Raw genomic sequence first — 19,559 nt, 5'->3', positions numbered from 1 at the left:
AGGGCTCAGCGGTCTTGGCCGACCGCCGCGTCACCCCCCCCCTACCCCTCCCCATCAAGGGGAGGGGACTGATATGTCCGGACCGCCCATCATGAGACCCGTCTTCGTCAATATCGGTGAGCGCACCAACGTCACCGGCTCGGCCAAGTTCAAGAAGCTGATCGTCGAGGGCGACTATCCGGCCGCCCTGTCGGTCGCGCGCCAGCAGGTCGAGGCCGGGGCCCAGGTCATCGACGTCAACATGGACGAGGGTTTGCTGGACAGCCAGCAAGCCATGGTCACCTTCCTGAACCTGATGGCCGCCGAGCCCGACATCGCCCGCGTGCCGGTGATGATCGACAGCTCCAAGTGGGAGGTGATCGAGGCGGGCCTGAAGTGCGTCCAGGGCAAGGCGATCGTCAATTCGATCTCGATGAAGGAAGGCGAGGCCAAGTTCATCGAGCAGGCCAAGCTGTGCCTGCGCTACGGCGCGGCCGTGGTGGTCATGGCGTTCGACGAGGTCGGCCAGGCCGACACCGCCGCCCGCAAGATCGAGATCTGCGAGAAGGCCTATCGCATCCTGGTCGACCAGGTGGGCTTCCCGCCGGAAGACATCATCTTCGATCCCAACATCTTCGCCGTGGCGACGGGGATCGAAGAGCACGACAACTACGCCGTCGATTTCATCGAGGGCGCGCGCGAGATCAAGAAGCGCTGCCCTTACGCCCGGATTTCGGGCGGGGTGTCGAACGTCTCGTTCAGCTTCCGTGGCAACGAGCCGGTGCGCCGAGCGATCCACTCGGTGTTCCTGTACCACGCCATCGAGGCGGGCATGGACATGGGCATCGTCAACGCCGGCGACCTGCCGGTCTATGACGCCCTGGACCCCGAACTGCGCGAGGCCGTCGAGGATGTGATCCTCAACCGCCCGCAACGGACCAACGTCTCCAACACCGAGCGCCTGGTCGACATGGCCCCGCGCTACAAGGGCGAGAAGGGGCAGGTCCAGACCGCCAACCTGGAATGGCGCAAGGGCACGGTGAACGAGCGCATCACCCACGCCCTGGTCCACGGCATCACCGAGTTCATCAACGAGGACACCGAGGAAGCGCGCCTGTCGGTTGAACGGCCGCTGCACGTCATCGAAGGCCACCTGATGGACGGCATGAACGTGGTCGGCGACCTGTTCGGCTCGGGCAAGATGTTCCTGCCGCAGGTGGTGAAGTCGGCTCGCGTCATGAAGCAGGCCGTGGCCTGGCTGGAGCCGTTCATGGAGGCCGAGAAGGCCGGCAAGCCGCGCGAGCAGGCCGGCCGCATCCTGATGGCCACGGTCAAGGGCGACGTCCACGACATCGGCAAGAACATCGTCGGCGTCGTGCTGCAGTGTAACAACTACGAAGTCATCGACCTGGGCGTCATGGTCCCGGCCGACCGCATCCTGGACGAGGCGAAAAAGCACAACGTCGACATGATCGGCCTGTCGGGCCTGATCACCCCGTCGCTGGACGAGATGGTGTTCGTGGCCGCCGAGATGGAGCGCCAGGGCTTCACCATCCCGCTGCTGATCGGCGGCGCCACCACCAGCCGCACCCACACGGCGGTCAAGATCGAGCCGGCCTACCACAAGGGCTCGACCACCTATGTGCTGGACGCCAGCCGAGCGGTGGGCGTGGTCTCGGGCCTGCTGTCGGCCAGCGAGCGCGACCGCTTGCAGGCCGAGACGCGGGCCGAATATGTCCGCATCCGTGAACAGTACGCTCGCGGCCAGACCGCCAAGGCGCGCACCAGCATCGCCGACGCCCGCAAGAAGAAGTTCGCCATCGACTGGACCGGCTACACGCCGCCCAAGCCGGCCTTCATCGGCGCCCGGACCTTCGAGCCGTCGCTGGAAGAGCTGGTCCCGTTCATCGACTGGTCGCCGTTCTTCGCCAGTTGGGAACTGATCGGCCGCTATCCGCAGATCCTCGAGGACGACGTGGTCGGCAAGGCCGCCACGGACCTCTATCGCGACGCCCGCGCCATGCTGGACAAGGTCGTGGCCGAGAAGTGGTTCGGGGCCAAGGGCGTGATCGGCTTCTGGCCGGCTCAGGCCCAGGGCGACGACGTGGTGCTCTACACCGACGAGACCCGCACGACCGAGCTGTCGCGTTTCCACACCTTGCGCCAGCAGATGGACAAGGGCCCGGCGAAAGAGGGCGGCGAAGCCAAGGCCAATGTGGCGCTGTCGGATTTCGTCGCGCCGATCGGGCAGGGCGCGGACTATGTCGGCGGCTTCGCGGTCACGGCCGGCCACGGCGAGGATGAGATCGTCAAGACGTTCAAGGACGCCGGCGACGACTACTCGGCGATCATGGCCTCGGCGCTCGCCGACCGCCTGGCCGAAGCCTTCGCCGAGTGGCTGCACTACAAGGCGCGGGTCGAGCTGTGGGGCTACGCGCCCGACGAGGCGGCCGATACCGAAGTGATGATCGCCGAGAAGTACCAGGGCATCCGCCCCGCGCCCGGCTATCCTGCCCAGCCCGATCACACCGAAAAGGGCACGCTGTTCCAGCTCCTGGACGTGGAAGTCGCCACCGGCATGAAGCTGACCGAGAGCTACGCCATGACCCCCGGCGCGGCGGTCTCGGGCCTCTATTTCAGCCATCCGAAGGCGCACTATTTCGGCGTCGGCAAGATCGACGCCGACCAAGTCGAGGACTACGCCGCCCGCAAGGGCTGGGACATGACCACGGCCGAGCGCTGGCTGTCGCCGATCCTGAACTACGATCCCGCCGCCCGGGCGCGAGACGCGGCGGCGTAAGCCCTAATCCTCCCCCTGGCGGGGGAGGTGGTCCGAAGGACCGGAGGGGGAAGTTGTCCTGGCCCGGTCTCTTCCCCCTCCGTCGCCTCTTCGCGCCGAAACCGCCCCCGCTGGGGGACGATTTGCGCCCCCAAAACCCAAATCGCGTAACGATGTGCGATAAAATGTCTTCAGGACATCCGCGGTAAGGACTTCCGCAACCGTTGGTATGAACGATGCGGCATCTCGGGGGAGTGGGATGGACCGCAGAAACATCGAGCTGAAGATCTTTGGCCTGATCGCCGGCATGGCGGCGGGCATGATCCTGCTCGCCGGTTTCGCGCTGACCGTCGCCACCCGCCACGCCGACACCCGCGAGCGCCAGTACGAGCAGACCCTGGTCGGCAACGGCCTGCGCCAGCGCGGTCGCGAGGTCCAGACCGCCCTCAATCCCTACGTCATCTGGGACGAGGCGATCATCAAGCTGGACAACCAGTTCGACCAGGCCTGGGCCAGCCAGAACATCGGCGCGTCGTTGGGCGGAGCCCTGGGCTACCGGGTCGTCTACGTCCTGGGCGCCGACGACAAGCCGATCTACGCCCATCTGGCGGGCAAGGACGCCTCGCTCGACACCTACGGCCGCTATGCCGCTCAGACCGCCTCGCTGGTCGCGGCTGTGCGCAAGATCGAAGCCGATCCCAAGAAGGTCGCTGAACTGCGCGCGGTGCATAAGAGCCGTGTCGAACTGATCGGCGACGAGCCGGTGCTGATCACCGTTTCACTGGTCCGCCCGGACCTGAAGGCCAAGACCCGCGGCGCCCATGCACCCCTGCTGGTGACCGGCATCCCGGTGGCCAGCAGCGTCGTGAAAGCCTTCTCCGACCGCTTCCTGCTGCACAACACCCGCATCGAAATCGTCAGGCCCGACCAACTCGCCACCAACGGCGCGCAGTCGGTGCTGGGCAAGGCGGCCGACGGTCGCCGTATCGTCCTGCGCTGGGAACCTCGCCGGCCGGGCGCTGAACTGCTGCGTTCGGCGACGCCGATGCTGGCCACCGCCGTCCTGGCCGCGGCCATCGGCTCGTTCCTGCTGTTCCGCATCACGCGCCGCGCGGCCAAGAAGCTGCTGCTCAGCGAGGCCGAAGCCAAGCACCTGTCGCTGCATGACCCGCTGACGGGCCTGGCCAATCGCACCCTGTTCACCGACCGTTTGGTTCACGCCCATGCCCTGCTGCGCCGCAAGCCCGGCTATCTGGGCGTGCTCTGCATCGACCTCGACCGGTTCAAAGAGGTCAATGACACCTATGGCCACGACGCCGGCGACCAACTGATCCGCGAGGTCGCGCGCCGCCTGAAGACCATCTGCCGTGAGACCGACACCATCTGCCGTCTGGGGGGCGACGAGTTCGCGATCATCCAGCCCGACACCACCCCTGCCGGCTCGGCCACGCTGGCCCAGCGCATTGTCGAGGGCTTGTCTGGCGAGGTCGACCTGTCGATCGGCCGCGCCGAGCTGTCGTGCTCGGTGGGCGTCTCGGTCGTCGCGGACGCCGACCAGGGCCAGGCCGAGCTGCTGCGCCAGGCCGACGTCGCCCTCTATCGCGCCAAGGAAGGCGGGCGCGGTCGCTACTGCTTCTTCGAACCCGAGATGGACGCCGCCCTGCGTCTGCGGAAGGGCCTGGAGCGTGACCTGCGCACGGCGCTGGAGAACGACGCCCTTACGGTGGCCTATCAGCCCCTGACCGACGCCAAGGGCATGATGATCGGGGTCGAGGCTCTGGCCCGCTGGACCCACCCCGAGCGCGGCGAGCTCGCCCCGGCCATCTTCATCCCGCTGGCCGAATCCTGCGGCCTGATCGGCGCCGTCGGCGCGGCCGTGTTCCGTCGCGCCTGCTATGACAGCCTGCGCTGGTCGGGGCTGGAGGTGTCAGTCAACGTCTCGGCCATCCAGCTGTCGAGCCCGGGCTTCGTCGACGAAATGGTCGCCACCCTGGCCGAGACCGGCGCCCGCGCCGACGTCTTCATGCTGGAGATCACCGAGACGGCCCTGCTGAAGGACAGTGACGGCGTCCACGAGGCCCTGCGTCGCCTGAAGCGCCTGGGCTTCCGCCTGGCGCTGGACGACTTCGGCACGGGCTATGCCTCTCTGGCCTATCTGCGCCGCCATCCGATCGACAAGCTGAAGATCGACCGCTCGTTCGTCTCCAGCCTGCCGGGCAACAGCGAATCCATGGCCGTCGCCAGCGCCATCGTCAGCCTGGCCAAGTCGCTGGGCCTGAAGACCACGGCCGAAGGCGTCGAGACCCAAGGTCAGCTCGACGCGCTGGTGAAGCTGGGCTGTTCCGAGTTCCAAGGCTTTCTGCTGGGCCGTCCAATGCCCGCCGACGCGATCGCCGGCGCGCGGGAAGCGGCCAAGGTTCGCTGATTTCCATCCTCCCCCTAGCGGGGGAGGTGGTCTGAAGGACCGGAGGGGGAAGTCTCCTGGCCCGGCCTTTTCCCCCTCCGTCGTCTCTTCGAGCCGACACCTCCCCCGCGAGGGGGAGGATTGCTAACGGCTCCACCCAACCGCATCCTCCGCTTCAACGATAGGGCGGGAGGGGATGATGGAACGGTCAGGCGTCAGCCGCCGGGCCCTCGGGGCGCTTGCCCTGGGCGGAGCGGCCGTAGGGCTTTCGGGGTGCGAAGGGGCGGTCCAGGCCGACCTCAAGCCGAGAAGCCGCCAGTTCCCAAAGGACTTCATCTGGGGCGTGGCCAGCGCCGCCTTCCAGACCGAGGGCGCGCAGGACGTCGACGGGCGCGGGCCCAGCGTCTGGGACGTGTTCGAGAAGATCCCGGGCCATGTGAAAGACGGGACCGACGCCACCGTCGCGACTGACAGCTACCGCCGCTTCCACGACGATGTCGACCTGATCGCCGGGGCCGGCCTGGGGGCCTATCGGTTCTCGATCAGCTGGTCGCGGGTGTTGGCCAGCGGCGAGGGCGCGGTGAACGCCGCCGGCCTTGACCACTATTCACGACTGGTCGACGCCCTGCTGGCCAAGGGGATCGCGCCCTATGCGACCCTGTTCCACTGGGACCTGCCGCAGGGGCTGCAGGCCAAGGGCGGCTGGGCCAACCGCGACACCGCCCTACGCTTCGCCGACTACGCCCAGGCCGTCGTCGACCGCCTGGGTGACCGTCTGAAGAACTACATCATCCTCAACGAGGCGGCGGTGCACGCCGTCTTTGGCCACGTTCTGGGCGAGCATGCGCCGGGGCTGAAGGACATCAACCAGCTGGGCAAGGTCGTCCACCACATGAACCTCGGCCAAGGCCTGGCCATGCGGGCGCTGCGGGCCGCCCAAAGCGATCTTCAGGTCGGCACGACCATGGCCCTGCAGCCCTGCCGTCCGGCTGGGGGGCCGTGGGCGGTCTGGAACCGCCTGGCCTCGGACGGCCTCGACGCCCTGTGGAACAGGGCCTGGCTGGATCCTCTGTTCAAAGGGACCTACCCGAAGGACATGGACGACCTGCTCAAGGGCGTCGTCCTGGACGGTGACCTGGCGACGGTCCGTCAGCCGCTCGACTTCCTGGGCGTGAACTATTACGCGCCGGCCTATGTGCGGCTGGACCTGAATTCGCCCAGCAAGATCGCGCCGGCCAATCCTCCGAAGGGCGCGGAGCTGGACGCCTTCGGCCGTCACATCGACCCGTCGGGCCTGTTCGAGACTCTGGACCGCGTCCGCCGCGAGTACGGGGCGCCGAAGATGCTGGTCACCGAGAACGGTTGCTCGGATCCGTTCGGCAAGGGGCCGGCGATCCTGAAGGATGACTTCCGGATCGGCTATCTGCGCCGCCACCTCGAGGCGGTGCTGGCCGCCCGCGAGGCCGGCTGCGACGTGGGCGGCTATTTTGAGTGGACCCTGATCGACAACTTCGAATGGGACCTGGGCTACACGTCCAAGTTCGGCCTGGTGGCGATGGATCGGGCTACGGGCGTGCGAACGCCGAAGGCCTCGTACTCGTGGTTCAAGGCGTTGGCGCAGAGCGGGACGCTGCCATCCTCCCCCTAGTGGGGGAGGATTTGACGACGGCTTCTACGGCTTGTCCGCCTTGCAGATCAGCACGTCCCGGCCGCCGCGCTTGGCGGGGATGAGGCTGCCGGCGCAGGGGATGGGATTGACCGGGTCGACGATCACTTCGTTGCCGCCGATCGGGGGCAACGCCTTGGCTGGCGGCTTGACCGCCTTCGCGACCGGCTTGGGCTCGACACTGGCTGTCTTCACCGGTTCGGCCTTGGGCGGAGCAGGCTTGGGCGGAGCAGGCTTGGTCGCAGCGGCCTTGGTCGGCGCCGGTTTGGGCTTGGCTATCGGCTCGGGCTTGGTCGCCGGGGCGACATCGGCCGAGGGGGCCGGGGGCGGCGCTACCGGCGCTTCCGAAGCCGGAGCGGGCGCCGGAGCCGGGGGAGCGGTCTCGGCCACGGCCGGAGCGGGTTCGGCGGCGGGCGTCGGCGGGGGCGTGGTCGCCGCGCCGGCGTTGTAGCTCAAGGCCTTGCCCAGGATGGTCGACTTCATCTCAAGGGTCTTGGCGCGCTTTTCGCAGTCGCCCGGCGGGCTCCAGCTCATCCACATCTGGGCGAGGCGCGCCTTGTTCACCGAATCGGCTCCCGACCAGATGCCGGCGCCGCGCTTGATCTGAGAGCCGCCATATTCCGAGATCGGACGCGGGCTGGCCTTCTCGGCCGCCGTGATCGCAGAGGCGAAGATCTTGAGGTCCTTCTGGGCCTGGGCGCGCAGCTCCGGATAGGTCTTCAGCGAAGCCGCCACGCCGTCGGGGCCGGGGAACGCCTTCTCGATCCGCGTCACCTCCGGCATCACCCGGTCGTACAGATTGGCGTAACCGCCCAGGGCGCCGTAGCACCAGGCGACATAGCCGTACTCGTCGGCGGGCGGGGCGTTCGGGCTTTGGCTGCTCGCCTGGCCGTCCTGGGCCAGGAGGGCGAGAGCGAGGAAGAGGGCGTTCGCCATGCGGGCGGAGGTCCTTTCGAATAACTGGACGTTCTGACTAGAGCATTTCGATCCGGATTGGGACCGTTGCATGACCATTGAGCCTGCCCGGACCGGCGTACCGATCCGGAGAAGCAGGCTCAACTCCGAGGATGGAGGCCTTCTTATCCGTTCGCGAGGATCGCGAGCGGGAAGGACACCGGGCCAAGCGTGGCCATAACGAGCGAACCGGAGATCGGCTCCCTCGTCGCGGCAACGGCCGCTTTCGCCGCATTGCACTAAAGTCATGTGAACGATCATTCTCATTGTGCTAGAAGCACCGTGACGGGGTGATCCGCTTGGCCCCTTCGCGCGTATTTCTATCGTCCGTGCAGGTTTCGAGGCGTTCATGACCTTCTGGCGCAACATCGCGAGCATCGCCGCCCGGCGTCTGGACCTGGCCGATTGCACCGAGTGCCCGGGCGGTCTGCCCGGTGAGGATCCCGCGTTCTCGACGGCCGTGACGGCGCTGGGCGCCAAGCTGGCCAAGGTCGACGGTCGCGCCGACGGTGGAGAGTTCGCCGCCTTCACCGAGGTCTTCCAGCCCGACCCGGCCTCTGAGCAGAACATCCACCGCCTGTACGACCTGGCCCGCCAGACCACGCACGGCTTCGAGAGCTACGCCAAGCGATTGGCCAAGCGCTACAGCAGTTGCCCGCAGTTGCTGGAGGACGTGGTCGACGGCCTCTTCCATATCGCCAAGGCCGACGGCGTCGTGACCCAGGACGAGCTCGACTACCTGGAGCGGGTCTCGAACCTGTTCGGCATGTCGCCCCTGGCCTTCCGCCGCCTGCGCGCCACGCACCTGGGTGTCGGCGCCGACGACCCCTACGCGGTCCTGGAAGTGCTGCCCGACGCCGATGACGCCACCGTGCGCAAGGCCTGGAAGCTGGCCCTGTCCAACGCTCACCCCGACCGCGCCCGGGCGCGGGGGCTGCCGAGCGAATTCATCGAGGTCGCCGAGGCCAAGGCCGCCGCCATCAACGCCGCTTTCTCGACGGTGATGCGCGAGCGCAAGGAGCTTGGGCTGGCGGCCGCGGGTTGAGCCGAGACAATCTGTCCCTGGGTGGCGGCCCCGTAAGGGGGCGGAAAAGGCTTTTCATCCGCCGCGAGCGGGTGTTCAGTTGACGTTCAGCGCTTGTGAACCAACTTGATTGACCATGAGCGCGGACGAAAGGATCACGATGAGCAGCCCTAGCGCCGCAGCCTCGCCCCTCCATAAGTTGGCCTGGATCGCCGGCGCCCTGGCGACGTCGGTGGCGGTGGTGATCGGCGCGGTCCTGGCGGTGATGTTCGCCGCGACGGTCGTGGTCGTGGGTTTCATCGGCAGCGCGCTGTTCGGCCTGGCCGCCTTCGCCTTCCGCGGCCGCAAGGTCGGCAAGACCCAGCAAGGCGATCCCAGCCTGATCGAAGCCCGCAATGTCGGCGGCCATTCGTGGGTCGCTTACGGCTGGAACGAGCGGCGGTAAGCCGCCGAGAACTCTCCCTCTCTCCATGAGAGAGGGATTCAATGCCTCTTGCTCCGCGCTTCCACCTATCCCATCCTCGCGTTCAAACAAGCGTTGGGAGGATGACATGATCGGTGTGGTGGCGACCTTGAAGGTTCAGCCGGACAAGTCCGCGGACTTCGAGAAGGTGTTTCTGGACCTGGCGGCCAAGGTGAAGGCCAACGAACCGGGCTGCAGCGTCTACCAGCTGACCAAGTCGAAGACCGATGAGGGCGTCTACAAGGTTCTGGAGCTCTACGCCTCGGCGGATGCGTTGAAGCACCACGGCGGCACGGACTACTTCAAGGCCGCCGGCGCGGCGATGGGGCCGTTCATGGCCGGTCGTCCGGACATCGAGTACCTCGACGCGGTGGAGTAGGGACGATGGACCTGGCCTTCTCGCCCGAGGACCTGGCGTTCCAGCAGGAGGTCCGCGACTGGATCGCCTCGGCCTATGACGACGACCTGAAGAAGCAGTTCTCGCAGTCCAAGAACGGCTATCTCGACAAGGCCGGCCAGGTGCGCTGGCAGAAGAAGCTGGCCGCGCGTGGCTGGGCCGCGCCGGACTGGCCGGTCGAGCTGGGCGGGACGGGCTTTTCGCCCTCGCAGCGCTACATCTTCAACATGGAGATGAGCCTGGCCGGCGTGCCGACCTCCTCGCCGATGGGGCTGAAGATGGTCGCGCCGGTGATCATGGCGTTCGGAAGCCCTGAGCAGAAGGCCCAGCACCTGCCGCCGATCCTGACCTCAGACATCTGGTGGTGCCAGGGCTATTCGGAACCGGGCTCGGGCTCGGATCTCGCCAGCCTGCAGATGAAGGCCGAGCGAGATGGGGACGACTATGTCCTGAACGGCTCGAAGATCTGGACCACCCACGCCCAGTGGGCCGACTGGATGTTCTGCCTGGTCCGCACCTCCAGCCAGGGCAAGCCGCAGGAGGGCATCTCGTTCCTGCTGCTGCGGATGGATACGCCCGGCATCCAGATCAAGCCGCTGCCCACCCTGGACGGCCCGCCGGATGACGAGCAGGAGATCAACCAGGTCTTCTTCGACAATGTCCGCGTGCCGGTCGCCAACCGCATCGGTGAGGAGAACAAGGGCTGGACCTACGCCAAGTACCTGCTCGAGTTCGAGCGCGGCAACGCCTATGCGCCGGGCCTGATGAACATGCTCAAGAAGGTCAAGCGCATCGCCGCCCTGGAGCGGGCGGATGACGGCGGGCGGTTGATCGATGATCGCGACTTCCGTGAGAAGATCGCCAATCTGGAGATCCAGGTCGCGGCGTTGAACGCCACCGAGCTGAGGATCTTCTCCAGCCGCACCGCCGGCAAGGCGATCGGCCCGGCCTCGTCGATGCTGAAATGCGTTGGCTCCGAGCACCAGCAGGCGATCACCGAGCTGACCCTGGAGGCGGTCGGGACCTATGCCGCGCCATTCGTGCGCGACACCTGGTCGGCGACCAATGACGGCCGCGCGGGACCCGACTACGCCGCGCCGGCCGCGCCCGCCTATTTCAACTACCGCAAGGCTTCGATCTACGCGGGCTCGAACGAGATCCAGCGGAACATCATGGCCAAGATGGTGCTGGGGTTGTGAGGCTGTGCGTCCTTCGAGGCGCGCTCAGGAGCGCGCGCCTCAGGATGAGGAAGATAGAGCCCTGAATCCCTCATCCTGAGGCGCCCGCGCAGCGGGCCTCGAAGGACGCACGGCGCTTCCCAGTATTTCTAACTGGCCTAAATTCCGAACAAGTGTTTGGATTGCTCGCAACAACCCCTGTGCCGGAACACCCCATGGCCCTCGACGCCCTGTTCAAGCCCTTCGAGTTCAAGTCGCTGAAGCTGCCCAATCGGGTGGTGATGGCGCCGATGACGCGGTCGTTCTCACCAGGCGGCGTGGCCACCGACGACGTCGCCGCCTACTACCGCCGTCGCGCGGAGGGGCAGGTGGGCCTGATCGTCACCGAGGGCACGGGCGTGGCCCGGCCCGCTTCGTTGAACGACGCCAACGTGCCGCGCTTCCATGGCGACGAAGAACTGGCCGCCTGGAAGAAGGTGGTCGACGAGGTTCACGCGGCCGGCGGCCTGATCGCTCCGCAGCTGTGGCACGTGGGCGCCGCGCGCGGCAAGGACGTGCTGGGCAAGGTCGACAGCCCCTCGGGCCTGTCCAAGAAGGGCGGCAACCCGTTCACCGAGCCGATGACCGACGCCGAGGTGGCCGACACCATCGCCGCTTTCGCCAAGGCGGCCGCCGACGCCAAGCGCTTGGGTTTCGACGCCATCGAGCTGCATGGCGCCCACGGTTATCTGATCGACCAGTTCTTCTGGGAAGGCACCAACGTCCGCGACGACCTGTTCGGCGGCCCGACCATCGCCGACCGCAGCAAGTTCGCGGCCGAGATCCTCAAGGCCGTCCGCGCCGCCGTGGGCCCGGACTACCCGGTGATCATCCGCCTGTCGCAGTGGAAGCAGCAGGACTACGCGGTCAAGAACGCCGAGACGCCGCAACTGCTGGAAGCCTGGCTACAGCCCCTGGCCGACGCCGGCGCCGACATCTTCCACTGCTCGCAACGCCGCTTCTGGGAGCCGGAGTTCGAGGGCTCCGACCTGAACTTCGCCGGCTGGGCCAAGAAGCTGACCGGCGCGCCGACCATCACGGTCGGCTCGGTGGGCCTGTCGGGCGAGTTCATCGCGGCGTTCGGCGGGGAGGGCAGCCAGCCCGCCTCCATCGACGGCCTGCTGGAGCGCCTGGAGCGCGGCGAGTTTGACCTGGTCGGCGTCGGCCGCGCCCTGCTGCAGGATCCGGAATGGGTCGTGAAGATTCGCGATGGTCGCAATGACGAGCTCAAGAGCTTCGAGCGCGCCGCCATGGGGACGCTGTACTAGAGCGTCGCCATACCCCCTGTTCCGGGGCTGTCGGATCGGACGGCCCCGGACCATCGTCCTCCCGCACAAGAGCAGGGAGGCGTCGATGAACTGGTTGCCTTATGTCGCGGGTTTGTTGGCGCTTCTGGCCATGGCTTTGCTGATCGCCGGCGCGTTCCTGAAGGAATAGGGGCGATAGATGCTCCCCCGCTGGGGGAACTGTCGCGGAGCGACTGAGGGGGTCATCTGGGCCTAGGCCGCGCTGCCCCCTCCGGCCCTCCGGGCCACCTCCCCAGCGGGGGAGGATCTGATTCACGCGTTGAAGTTCAGCTTCAACCCCGGGCGCGGCCACCGCGCCTTGTAGAGCTTGCCGGTCCCCGACGCCGTGATCCACGCGTCGCGCATGTCCGACCCGCCGAAGCAGATGTTGGTCACGATGACGTCCGGGAAGGCGTAGTGCTCGGTCGAGCCGTCCGGGTCGAAGGCGGTGATGCCGCCGTTGATGATCGTGGCAACGCAGACCTTGCCGCCGGCCTCGACGGCCAAGCTGTCCAGGAGTTGGTAGCCCGGCAGGTTGCAGACGACATTGCCCGGCATCAGCGGGTGCGGATCGGCCAGGACGCCAGGCGAGACCACATCGAACGACCACAGACGGCCCAGCATGGTGTCGGCCATGTAGACGGTCTTCTCGTCCGGGGAGAGGCCGACACCGTTGGGCGAGACGAAATGGTCGCGCCAGCGAGTGATCTTCGAGCCGTCGGCCAGGGCGTAGTAGAGAGCCCCGTACTTGCGGCCCTCCGGCGTCGAGCAGCCGTGGTCGGTGAACCAGAAGCCGCCCTGCTTGTCGAACACCAGGTCGTTGGGCCCGACCAGGGTCTTGCCGTCACAGGCGGTGTAGAGCGTGGTCACCGCGCCGGTGGCGATGTCGACCCGCTGGATCGAGCCGCCCGTGTGGGTGGGCGGGGTAGGGCCGGGGATGTTCAGCCCGTTGGCTTCGAAGAACTGGAAGCTGGCGCCATTGTTGGTGACGTAAAGCGCGCCGTCCGGCCCGATCGCCGCGCCGTTGGGACCGCCGCCGGTCTCGGCCACGGTCTCCTTGCGGCCATCCGGCCAGATACGGGTCAGGCGCTGGCCCTGGATCTCGGTGAGGATCACCGAACCATCGGCCATGGCCACGGGGCCTTCGGGGAATTGAAGGCCGTCAGCCACCAGTTCGATGTCCATGAGCGTCTCTCCCTGTGCCTCTAGCGGGCGTCGCGGAAGACTATAAACGGCCGTTTGAACCTGGCGAGCGTTCCGTTCGGATAACCGTGTCGTCCCAGCCACAGCCGCCGCCGCGCGTGCGCGAACGGCGTTCGCGGGCCTTGTCGCGAGTCGGCGATCGTGGGATCAGCCTGCCTCCACTCGAGCTCCAGGAGCTGATCCGCCGCATGACTCTCGCCGCCGCACAGACCAACGCACCGCCGAAGGCGGGTTGGCGCGCGCCGTCGAAAGCGTGCCGAACCGCCGATCGCCCCCTGCGCACTTCCCGCTAGTCGCGGCCGCTCCGGCCGCCGCCGGAGCTCTTCAATGACTGTCCAGTCTCTCGCGAGCGTGACCTCGGTCGCTTCGCCCCTGCTTTGCCTGATCGCGCCGCCCTATGCCGAGGTGCTGGCCGCGCTGTGGCCCGCGCCGCACGCCCCGTTCGTCACCGCCCCGGCCGCGCGCCGGCACCTGATCTGCCTGATGCTGGCCGCTGAGCCTCATGGCGGGCCGCCGATCGACGTCCTGCGCCTGATGGACCTCCCGCTGCGCAAGGCTTTGCGCCTTGCCCTGGAGGACGCCGCCCCCGAAGGCCTGCGCCGGGCCCTGGAGCACCTGGGCGAGATCGCCTGGGCGCCCGAGGACTACCGCGTCCTGGCCCAGATGCTGGCCGATCCCGCGCCGGCCAAGACCCTGCGCCACGCCCAGGCCATCACCCCGGATCTCGTTCGCGCCTTGGCGGCCTTGCCGCCGGACCTGCGCGAGGCCGGCGGCGTGGCCCTGCGCGTCACCCCCGCCCAGGCCGCCTTGCTGGCCGAGGCCCACGCGGTGCTGGCCAAGCGCCTGCCGCCCGAGCTCCTGGCCCAGCGCGTGGCGGCCTGGGGCCACGCGCCGACGCCCAAGGCGCTGTTCACCCTGGTGGCCGAGGACTTCCGCCGCGAGCTGCCGCCGCCGCCCCATCCGGGCACTGAGCGCCTGCGGCCGCTGGAGACGGTCGCGGCCATCCGTGACGCCGCCCGCCGCTACCGCAACTGCCTGGCCAACTATGTCGACTACGCCGTCGACCAGCGCAGCGCGATCTACGAGTGGTTGCCCGCGCCGGGGGCGGTGGTCGAGTTGATCCCCGACACCTTCTTCGGCTGGCGGCTTGACCAGGCGCGGCTGCAGAACAACCAGGCGGTCGACGAGGCCACCCGCGAGGCGATTGTCGCCGAGCTGCGCGACATGGGCGTCCACGTCGGGCGCAGCGCCTGGCAGATCCGCCGGGCCCTGGAAAGCGCCGCCTCGCCGAAGTTCGAGCTGGAGACTGTCGACGCGGCGATCGCCGACTACTTCACCGATGATTGAGACGAGGCCTTGCGCGCGACAGGGTTCGCGGTGAGCGTAGGGCAAAGTGCGAATAGGGGATCTGAGATGCGGGTATCTGTGATGGCGGTCGCGGCGGTAGCGCTGATGATGGCGGGCTGCGGGACCAGACTCCCTCTGCTGTCGTCACTCCCTCTGCTGGGGTCGAAACCCGCGTCGATGCCGACCCGGGCGAGCTGCCCGGCGATGAAGAGCGAGGCCTGGCGTCCGGTCGTCGACGGCGCCATTCACAAGACGTTCGACCGCGAGCTTCGGAAGCGGTTCGGCGACACCGGAACCCATGTGCGGCTCGGCTGGAGCAAGACCGACAACGGCAACACCGTGATCACCGCCCACCGCATCGGTCCGGCCAAGTTCGCGATGCCCGAGCCCGGCAAGGGCGGCGAGGTCGAGATCGTGTTCAAGGCCTGCACGGGCAAGCACCTGAAGACGCGCAAGGTGGCCGGCCTGGAGTCGCGTCCGAAGCCCTGGCCCAAGGACGATCCCGCGACCTAGCGGCGCTCCAGCACCCGGAACACGAACGGGAAGTCGTCGCCTTCGCCCGCGGGATGCTCCTCGCGGCGGACCTCGGTCCAGGCGTTTTCGTCGAAGTCGGGGAAGCGCACGTCGCCCTCGACCTCGGCGGCGACCTCGGTGAGGTAGAGGCGCTTGGCTTTCGGCAGAGCCAGTTCGAACAGCGCGTGGCCGCCGATCACGCAGACCTCCTCGACCCCGTCGTCGGCCGCTTGTTCCTTGGCGATCTCGACCGCCTCCATCCAGGTCTCGCAGGCCACCGCGCCGCCGGGCTCGAAGCTCTGGTCGCGGGACAGGACGACATTGGTGCGGCCGGGCAGCGGCTTGCGGGGCAGGCTGTCCCAGGTCTTGCGGCCCATGATGATGGGCTTGCCCAAGGTGTTGGCCTTGAACAGGGCCATGTCCGACTTCAGCCGCCAGGGCAGGTCGCCGTCGCGACCGATCACCCCATTGGCGGCGCGGGCGACGACGAGGGCAAGATGGATCAAACCGAAACCTCGGCCTTGATGTGCGGGTGGGCCTGGTAGCCCTCCAGGGTGAAGTCCTCGTATTCGAAGCCGAACAGGTCGCGCTTGTCGGCGATCCTCAGGGTCGGGAAGTCGAAGGGCTCGCGGGCCAACTGCTCGCGGGCCTGGTCGAGGTGGTTCAGATAGAGGTGGGCGTCGCCGAAGGTGTGGACGAACTCGCCCGGCTCCAGGCCGACGACCTTGGCGACCATCAGGGTCAGCAGGGCGTAGCTGGCGATGTTGAACGGCACGCCCAGGAAAACGTCGGCGCTGCGCTGGTAGAGCTGGCAGCTCAATTTTCCGTCGGCGACGAAGAACTGGAACAGGCAGTGGCAGGGCGGCAGGGCCATGTCGTCGACATCGGCCGGGTTCCAGGCCGAGACGATGTGGCGGCGGCTGTTGGGATTGGTCTTCAGGTTCTCGACGAGATTGGCGATCTGGTCGATCACGCGGCCATCGGGCGCGGCCCACGAGCGCCATTGCTTGCCGTAGACCGGGCCGAGGTCGCCGTTCTCGTCGGCCCACTCGTCCCAGATGCGCACGCCGTTGTCCTTGAGATAGGCGATGTTGGTGTCGCCCTTCAGGAACCACAGCAGCTCGATGAAGATCGAGCGCAGGTGCAGCTTCTTGGTCGTCAGGACCGGGAAGCCCTTGGCGAGATCAAAGCGGATCTGCCGGCCGAACACGCCGAGCGTGCCCGTGCCCGTGCGGTCGCCGCGTTGCACGCCGTTCTCGAGGATGTCGGCGAGCAGGGCCAGGTACTGCCGCTCGGGGTGGTCGGCGGCGGCTTTCGGAGCATCGAGGACGGCGGTTTGCATGCCCGCACAGTGTGCGAGAATCGCACGTTTGCACAGTGCGGCGCCCGTAGACGTCCACAGGCCGCGCTTCGTTTTCCCTCGCCAAAATGACTCGTCATCCCGGAAGCCTCGCAGAGGCTCTCCGGGATGACGAAGGAATAACGCGTGGGCGTTACCGCGCCGGCTCCAGCGCCGTGTTCAGCACCCAGCCGACATTGTCGTTCTCGTCGGCGACTTCCCACCAGGCTTCCTGCTTGTTCCCCGTCGGGTAGACGGTGGCCCCGGCGGGCAGGGCGCGGATCAGCTTGCCGCTGGCGACGGGGCTGGCGCGCAGGTTGGTGATGCGCGTGGCCACGAAGGTCTTCTGCGGCGCGGCGGCCGCCGCGGACGGGCTGTCCGTCAGCAGACCAAGGTCGGTGACCATCTTCGAATAGGCGTTGATGAAGGCCAGGGTGACGACGCGACCGATGTCGGTGTCCTCGTAGCCGCCGCCGATAGCGCCGCCCCAGCCCATGGAGCCGCCGCCGAAGCCCCAGCCGATGTCGTTCTTGGCCGCGTAGCCTTCCGTGACCTGCAGGGTCTCGGTGGTGCGGACGTTGGTGAGGGACAGGACCGTGTTGGCCTCGACCTTCTTGGTCTTGATGCCGCCGATCAGGGCGCCGGCGCGGCCGCCCATCAGGGCGCCGACGGCTCCGGCCACGGCCGTGCCGCTGGCGTCGCTGTTGCCGCCTTGCACTTCGGCGACCAGCACGTAGTCGGCGGCCTTGATCTGGCCCTGGCCGACATTGGCGCCACGCTGCAGGCCCAGATTTCCGCCAATCGCGCGTTCCTTCTCGGCGGCGCCGAGGCCCGCGCCGCGGTCGACGAGGTTGAAGCAGCCCGAGCGCTGGACGATGGCGCGCAGCACCTTCTGCGGAGAGGCCAGATTATACTGGGTCCAACCGCGCGGGTCGTCGCCGTCGACGATCGACAGGGTGCCCAGCTTACGCGGGCAGTGGGGCACCTCGGCCGAGGCCTGGGTCTGCAACTGTTGGCCCTTGGTGGGCTTGGCCTGGGCGAAGCTGACGGCAGGCGTGACGGCGTAGAGCGCGAGGCCGACGGCCAGCACGCTTTTTTGAAGCGTTTTCATGTGTATTCTTCCCGAACCTAATGGAGCGGGCGCTACCTATTGGCGAAACGCAGTCTCGCCAAGTTAAAGTGATGTTAGATTTCGGTCGCGCCAAGATTACAGCGCGTTAACCTGCGAACCCGCCCTCGTCGAGGAACTCCTGTTCGGCGTCGGTGGATTTGCGACCAAGGCCGTCATTCCTATGGGGGAAGCGACCAAAGCGGGCGATGATGTCGCGGTGGATCAGAGCGTACTTCATCGATTCTTCGTCGCCGGTGTCGGCCTGGAGGGTCGCGAAGAGCTGGACGCTAAACTCCTGGTCGACCAGCGACTCCGAATGTTCGAACGGCAAGTAGAAGAACGGCCGTAGGTCCGGAGCGATGATCGGGTCGTGGTCGTGGCCGGCGGCGATGGCTTCGCGGGCGAACATCCGGGCCAGCGGATCGGTGGCGAAGGCGTGCGGCGTGTTGCGGTACATATTGCGCGGGAACTGATCGAGCAGGATCAGCAGGGCCAGCGCGCCCTCCGGCGTCTGGGCCCAGTCGTCGTACCTGCGCATCGAGGCGCGGTAGTGGGTCTGTTCAAATTTCAGCGCGATGGCCGCGTCGAAAGCATGATCCTTGGCGAACCACTTTCTCGGCCCGGCCTTGCGCCAGAAGCTGACGACGTCGTTGGGGTGCGCGGTCATCAAGCCTCCTACCGTTCGTTCAAGCGCGGTTCATCCGGCGAGTCAGAGACTGCTATCAAGGGACAAGCCTGGGCCGCGCTTCAAGGCCCTTCGGAGTAAGAAATGAAACGTCTGATCACGACTGCCATGCTTCTTTCGCTGCTGGGCGGCGCCGCCGCCGAAGCCGGAGCGGCTGGGGCGGTGGTCGCGCAGCAGCAGGCGCAGCGCGAGCAGCGCGACGGGCCCCGAGGGGACCGTGGTGGCGAACGCGGCGATCGCGGTGACCGAGGCGATCGCGGAGATCGTGGCGGCGACCGAGGTGGCGACCGCGGGAACCGTGGAGGCGGCGAACGTCCGCAGTCTCAACCTCAAGCCCAACCCCAGCCGGTGCAGCAGCCAGCGCAAAGCAGCGGCGGCCGGGACCGAGGCGACCGAGGTGACCGTGGCGATCGCGGCGGCCGTCCCGATGGGAACGGCGGCAGCGGCTGGAACCGTGGCGACCGTCCGCAAACCCAACCGCAGCCTCAACCGACGCCCCAGGCCGGGCAGCAACCGCAGAACAACGGCGGCCGTGACTGGAATCGGGGCGGCAACGACAACCGCGACCGCAGCGGCTGGAACCGCGACAGCGACAACCGTGGCGGCGACCGCAACGGCAGTCGCGGCCCGGACCGGAATGATCGCAACGACCGCAACGACAACCGAGGCCGTGACTGGGATCGCGACAACAATCGTGGCGGCGACAACCGGGGCGGTTGGGACCGGAACGACCGTCGTCCCGGTCAGGGCCAATACCGTGACCGCGACAGGGGCCGTCCTCAGTACGACCGCAACCACTACCGCCCGAGCTTCCGGGCCACGCATCGCTACCGCGCGTCCCCCTACCGCTATCCCAGCGGCTGGTACGTCCGCAGCTGGAGCTTTGGCGACTACCTGCCGGGCGGCTGGTACTCCAGCCCCTACTATCTGGACTGGTGGCAGTACGACCTGCCGCAGCCGCCGATCGGCTGCGAATGGGTCCGGGTCGGCGACAACGCCATCCTGGTCGACGTCTGGAGCGGCCGGGTCCTGAGCGTCTACTACGATCTCTTCTGGTAATCGCCGGGCGGGCGGGTCTCTCACGGGACCCGCCCGTTCTCGTTCGAGGATGACGCCCGTGGCCTTCGTCGAATTTCTGTCTTCCCACTGTCGGTTCCGGCGCGACTCGGGCGTCCTTGACCTGAAGGCGGCT

17 protein-coding genes are annotated in these 19,559 nt (G+C 67.5%); 11 read left to right on the top strand and 6 right to left on the bottom strand.

Annotated elements, in window-relative coordinates; translation table 11 throughout:
- Positions 1-73 precede the first annotated feature (73 nt).
- From metH to AC1RRV_RS04270, 3 genes are all read left to right on the top strand, one after another.
- Complete coding sequence (metH, locus tag AC1RRV_RS04280; RefSeq protein ID WP_492858342.1) at positions 74-2,779, top strand: methionine synthase; 2,706 nt, start codon at positions 74-76, stop codon at positions 2,777-2,779.
- Between the two features lie 238 nt (positions 2,780-3,017).
- The gene (locus AC1RRV_RS04275) at positions 3,018-5,183 is read left to right on the top strand and encodes a putative bifunctional diguanylate cyclase/phosphodiesterase (RefSeq protein WP_492858341.1); all 2,166 of its coding nucleotides are present in this window, start codon (positions 3,018-3,020) and stop codon (positions 5,181-5,183) included.
- Positions 5,184-5,361: 178 nt separating this feature from the next.
- Positions 5,362-6,810, top strand: coding sequence for a GH1 family beta-glucosidase (locus AC1RRV_RS04270; protein ID WP_492858340.1), 1,449 nt, complete (start codon positions 5,362-5,364; stop codon positions 6,808-6,810).
- Between the two features lie 24 nt (positions 6,811-6,834).
- On the opposite strand, the gene AC1RRV_RS04265 is transcribed toward AC1RRV_RS04270, so the two are convergent.
- The gene (locus tag AC1RRV_RS04265; RefSeq protein WP_492858339.1) at positions 6,835-7,764 is read right to left on the bottom strand and encodes a hypothetical protein; all 930 of its coding nucleotides are present in this window, start codon (positions 7,762-7,764) and stop codon (positions 6,835-6,837) included.
- 367 nt (positions 7,765-8,131) lie between these two features.
- Here AC1RRV_RS04265 and AC1RRV_RS04260 point away from each other — a divergent pair, with 367 nt between their 5' ends.
- From AC1RRV_RS04260 to AC1RRV_RS04240, 5 genes are all read left to right on the top strand, one after another.
- Positions 8,132-8,827, top strand: a complete 696-nt coding sequence (locus tag AC1RRV_RS04260; RefSeq protein ID WP_492858338.1) for a tellurite resistance TerB family protein — start codon at positions 8,132-8,134, stop codon at positions 8,825-8,827.
- Positions 8,828-8,936: 109 nt separating this feature from the next.
- The gene (locus AC1RRV_RS04255; protein WP_492858337.1) at positions 8,937-9,251 is read left to right on the top strand and encodes a hypothetical protein; all 315 of its coding nucleotides are present in this window, start codon (positions 8,937-8,939) and stop codon (positions 9,249-9,251) included.
- 106 nt (positions 9,252-9,357) lie between these two features.
- Positions 9,358-9,648 (top strand): putative quinol monooxygenase, encoded by a 291-nt coding sequence (locus tag AC1RRV_RS04250; RefSeq protein ID WP_492858336.1) that lies wholly within the window; start codon positions 9,358-9,360, stop codon positions 9,646-9,648.
- Positions 9,649-9,653: 5 nt separating this feature from the next.
- Positions 9,654-10,865, top strand: a complete 1,212-nt coding sequence (locus AC1RRV_RS04245; RefSeq protein WP_492858335.1) for an acyl-CoA dehydrogenase family protein — start codon at positions 9,654-9,656, stop codon at positions 10,863-10,865.
- Between the two features lie 194 nt (positions 10,866-11,059).
- Positions 11,060-12,151, top strand: coding sequence for an NADH:flavin oxidoreductase (locus AC1RRV_RS04240; protein WP_492858334.1), 1,092 nt, complete (start codon positions 11,060-11,062; stop codon positions 12,149-12,151).
- A gap of 291 nt (positions 12,152-12,442) precedes the next feature.
- Here the strand turns inward: AC1RRV_RS04240 and AC1RRV_RS04235 are convergent, their stop codons facing one another.
- On the bottom strand, positions 12,443-13,354 hold the full coding sequence (locus tag AC1RRV_RS04235; protein WP_492858333.1) for an SMP-30/gluconolactonase/LRE family protein: 912 nt from the start codon (positions 13,352-13,354) through the stop codon (positions 12,443-12,445).
- Between the two features lie 345 nt (positions 13,355-13,699).
- Between AC1RRV_RS04235 and AC1RRV_RS04230 the strand changes: the two genes are divergently transcribed.
- Positions 13,700-14,719, top strand: coding sequence for a hypothetical protein (locus AC1RRV_RS04230; RefSeq protein WP_492858332.1), 1,020 nt, complete (start codon positions 13,700-13,702; stop codon positions 14,717-14,719).
- 177 nt (positions 14,720-14,896) lie between these two features.
- Positions 14,897-15,232, top strand: coding sequence for a hypothetical protein (locus AC1RRV_RS04225; RefSeq protein WP_492858331.1), 336 nt, complete (start codon positions 14,897-14,899; stop codon positions 15,230-15,232).
- Here the strand turns inward: AC1RRV_RS04225 and AC1RRV_RS04220 are convergent.
- The 4 genes from AC1RRV_RS04220 to AC1RRV_RS04205 form a co-directional block, all read right to left on the bottom strand.
- Positions 15,229-15,738, bottom strand: a complete 510-nt coding sequence (locus AC1RRV_RS04220) for a dihydrofolate reductase (RefSeq protein WP_492858330.1) — start codon at positions 15,736-15,738, stop codon at positions 15,229-15,231. The genes AC1RRV_RS04225 and AC1RRV_RS04220 overlap by 4 nt on opposite strands.
- The gene (locus AC1RRV_RS04215; protein ID WP_492858329.1) at positions 15,735-16,574 is read right to left on the bottom strand and encodes a thymidylate synthase; all 840 of its coding nucleotides are present in this window, start codon (positions 16,572-16,574) and stop codon (positions 15,735-15,737) included. The genes AC1RRV_RS04220 and AC1RRV_RS04215 overlap by 4 nt, the downstream gene beginning before the upstream one ends.
- Positions 16,575-16,725: 151 nt before the next feature.
- Positions 16,726-17,682 (bottom strand): CsgG/HfaB family protein, encoded by a 957-nt coding sequence (locus AC1RRV_RS04210; protein ID WP_492858328.1) that lies wholly within the window; start codon positions 17,680-17,682, stop codon positions 16,726-16,728.
- A 106-nt stretch (positions 17,683-17,788) separates the two neighbouring features.
- A complete protein-coding gene (locus tag AC1RRV_RS04205; RefSeq protein WP_492858327.1) occupies positions 17,789-18,352 on the bottom strand; it encodes a DUF924 family protein in 564 nt (187 codons plus the stop codon).
- Between the two features lie 99 nt (positions 18,353-18,451).
- Between AC1RRV_RS04205 and AC1RRV_RS04200 the strand changes: the two genes are divergently transcribed.
- Entirely contained in the window at positions 18,452-19,426 is a 975-nt protein-coding gene (locus tag AC1RRV_RS04200; RefSeq protein WP_492858326.1) for an RcnB family protein, read from the top strand.
- The last annotated feature ends 133 nt before the right edge of the window (positions 19,427-19,559 follow it).

It is taken from the genome of Caulobacter sp. GW821-FHT11E10 (assembly GCF_058808375.1).
This window is presented reverse-complemented; position numbering and strand designations above follow the sequence as displayed.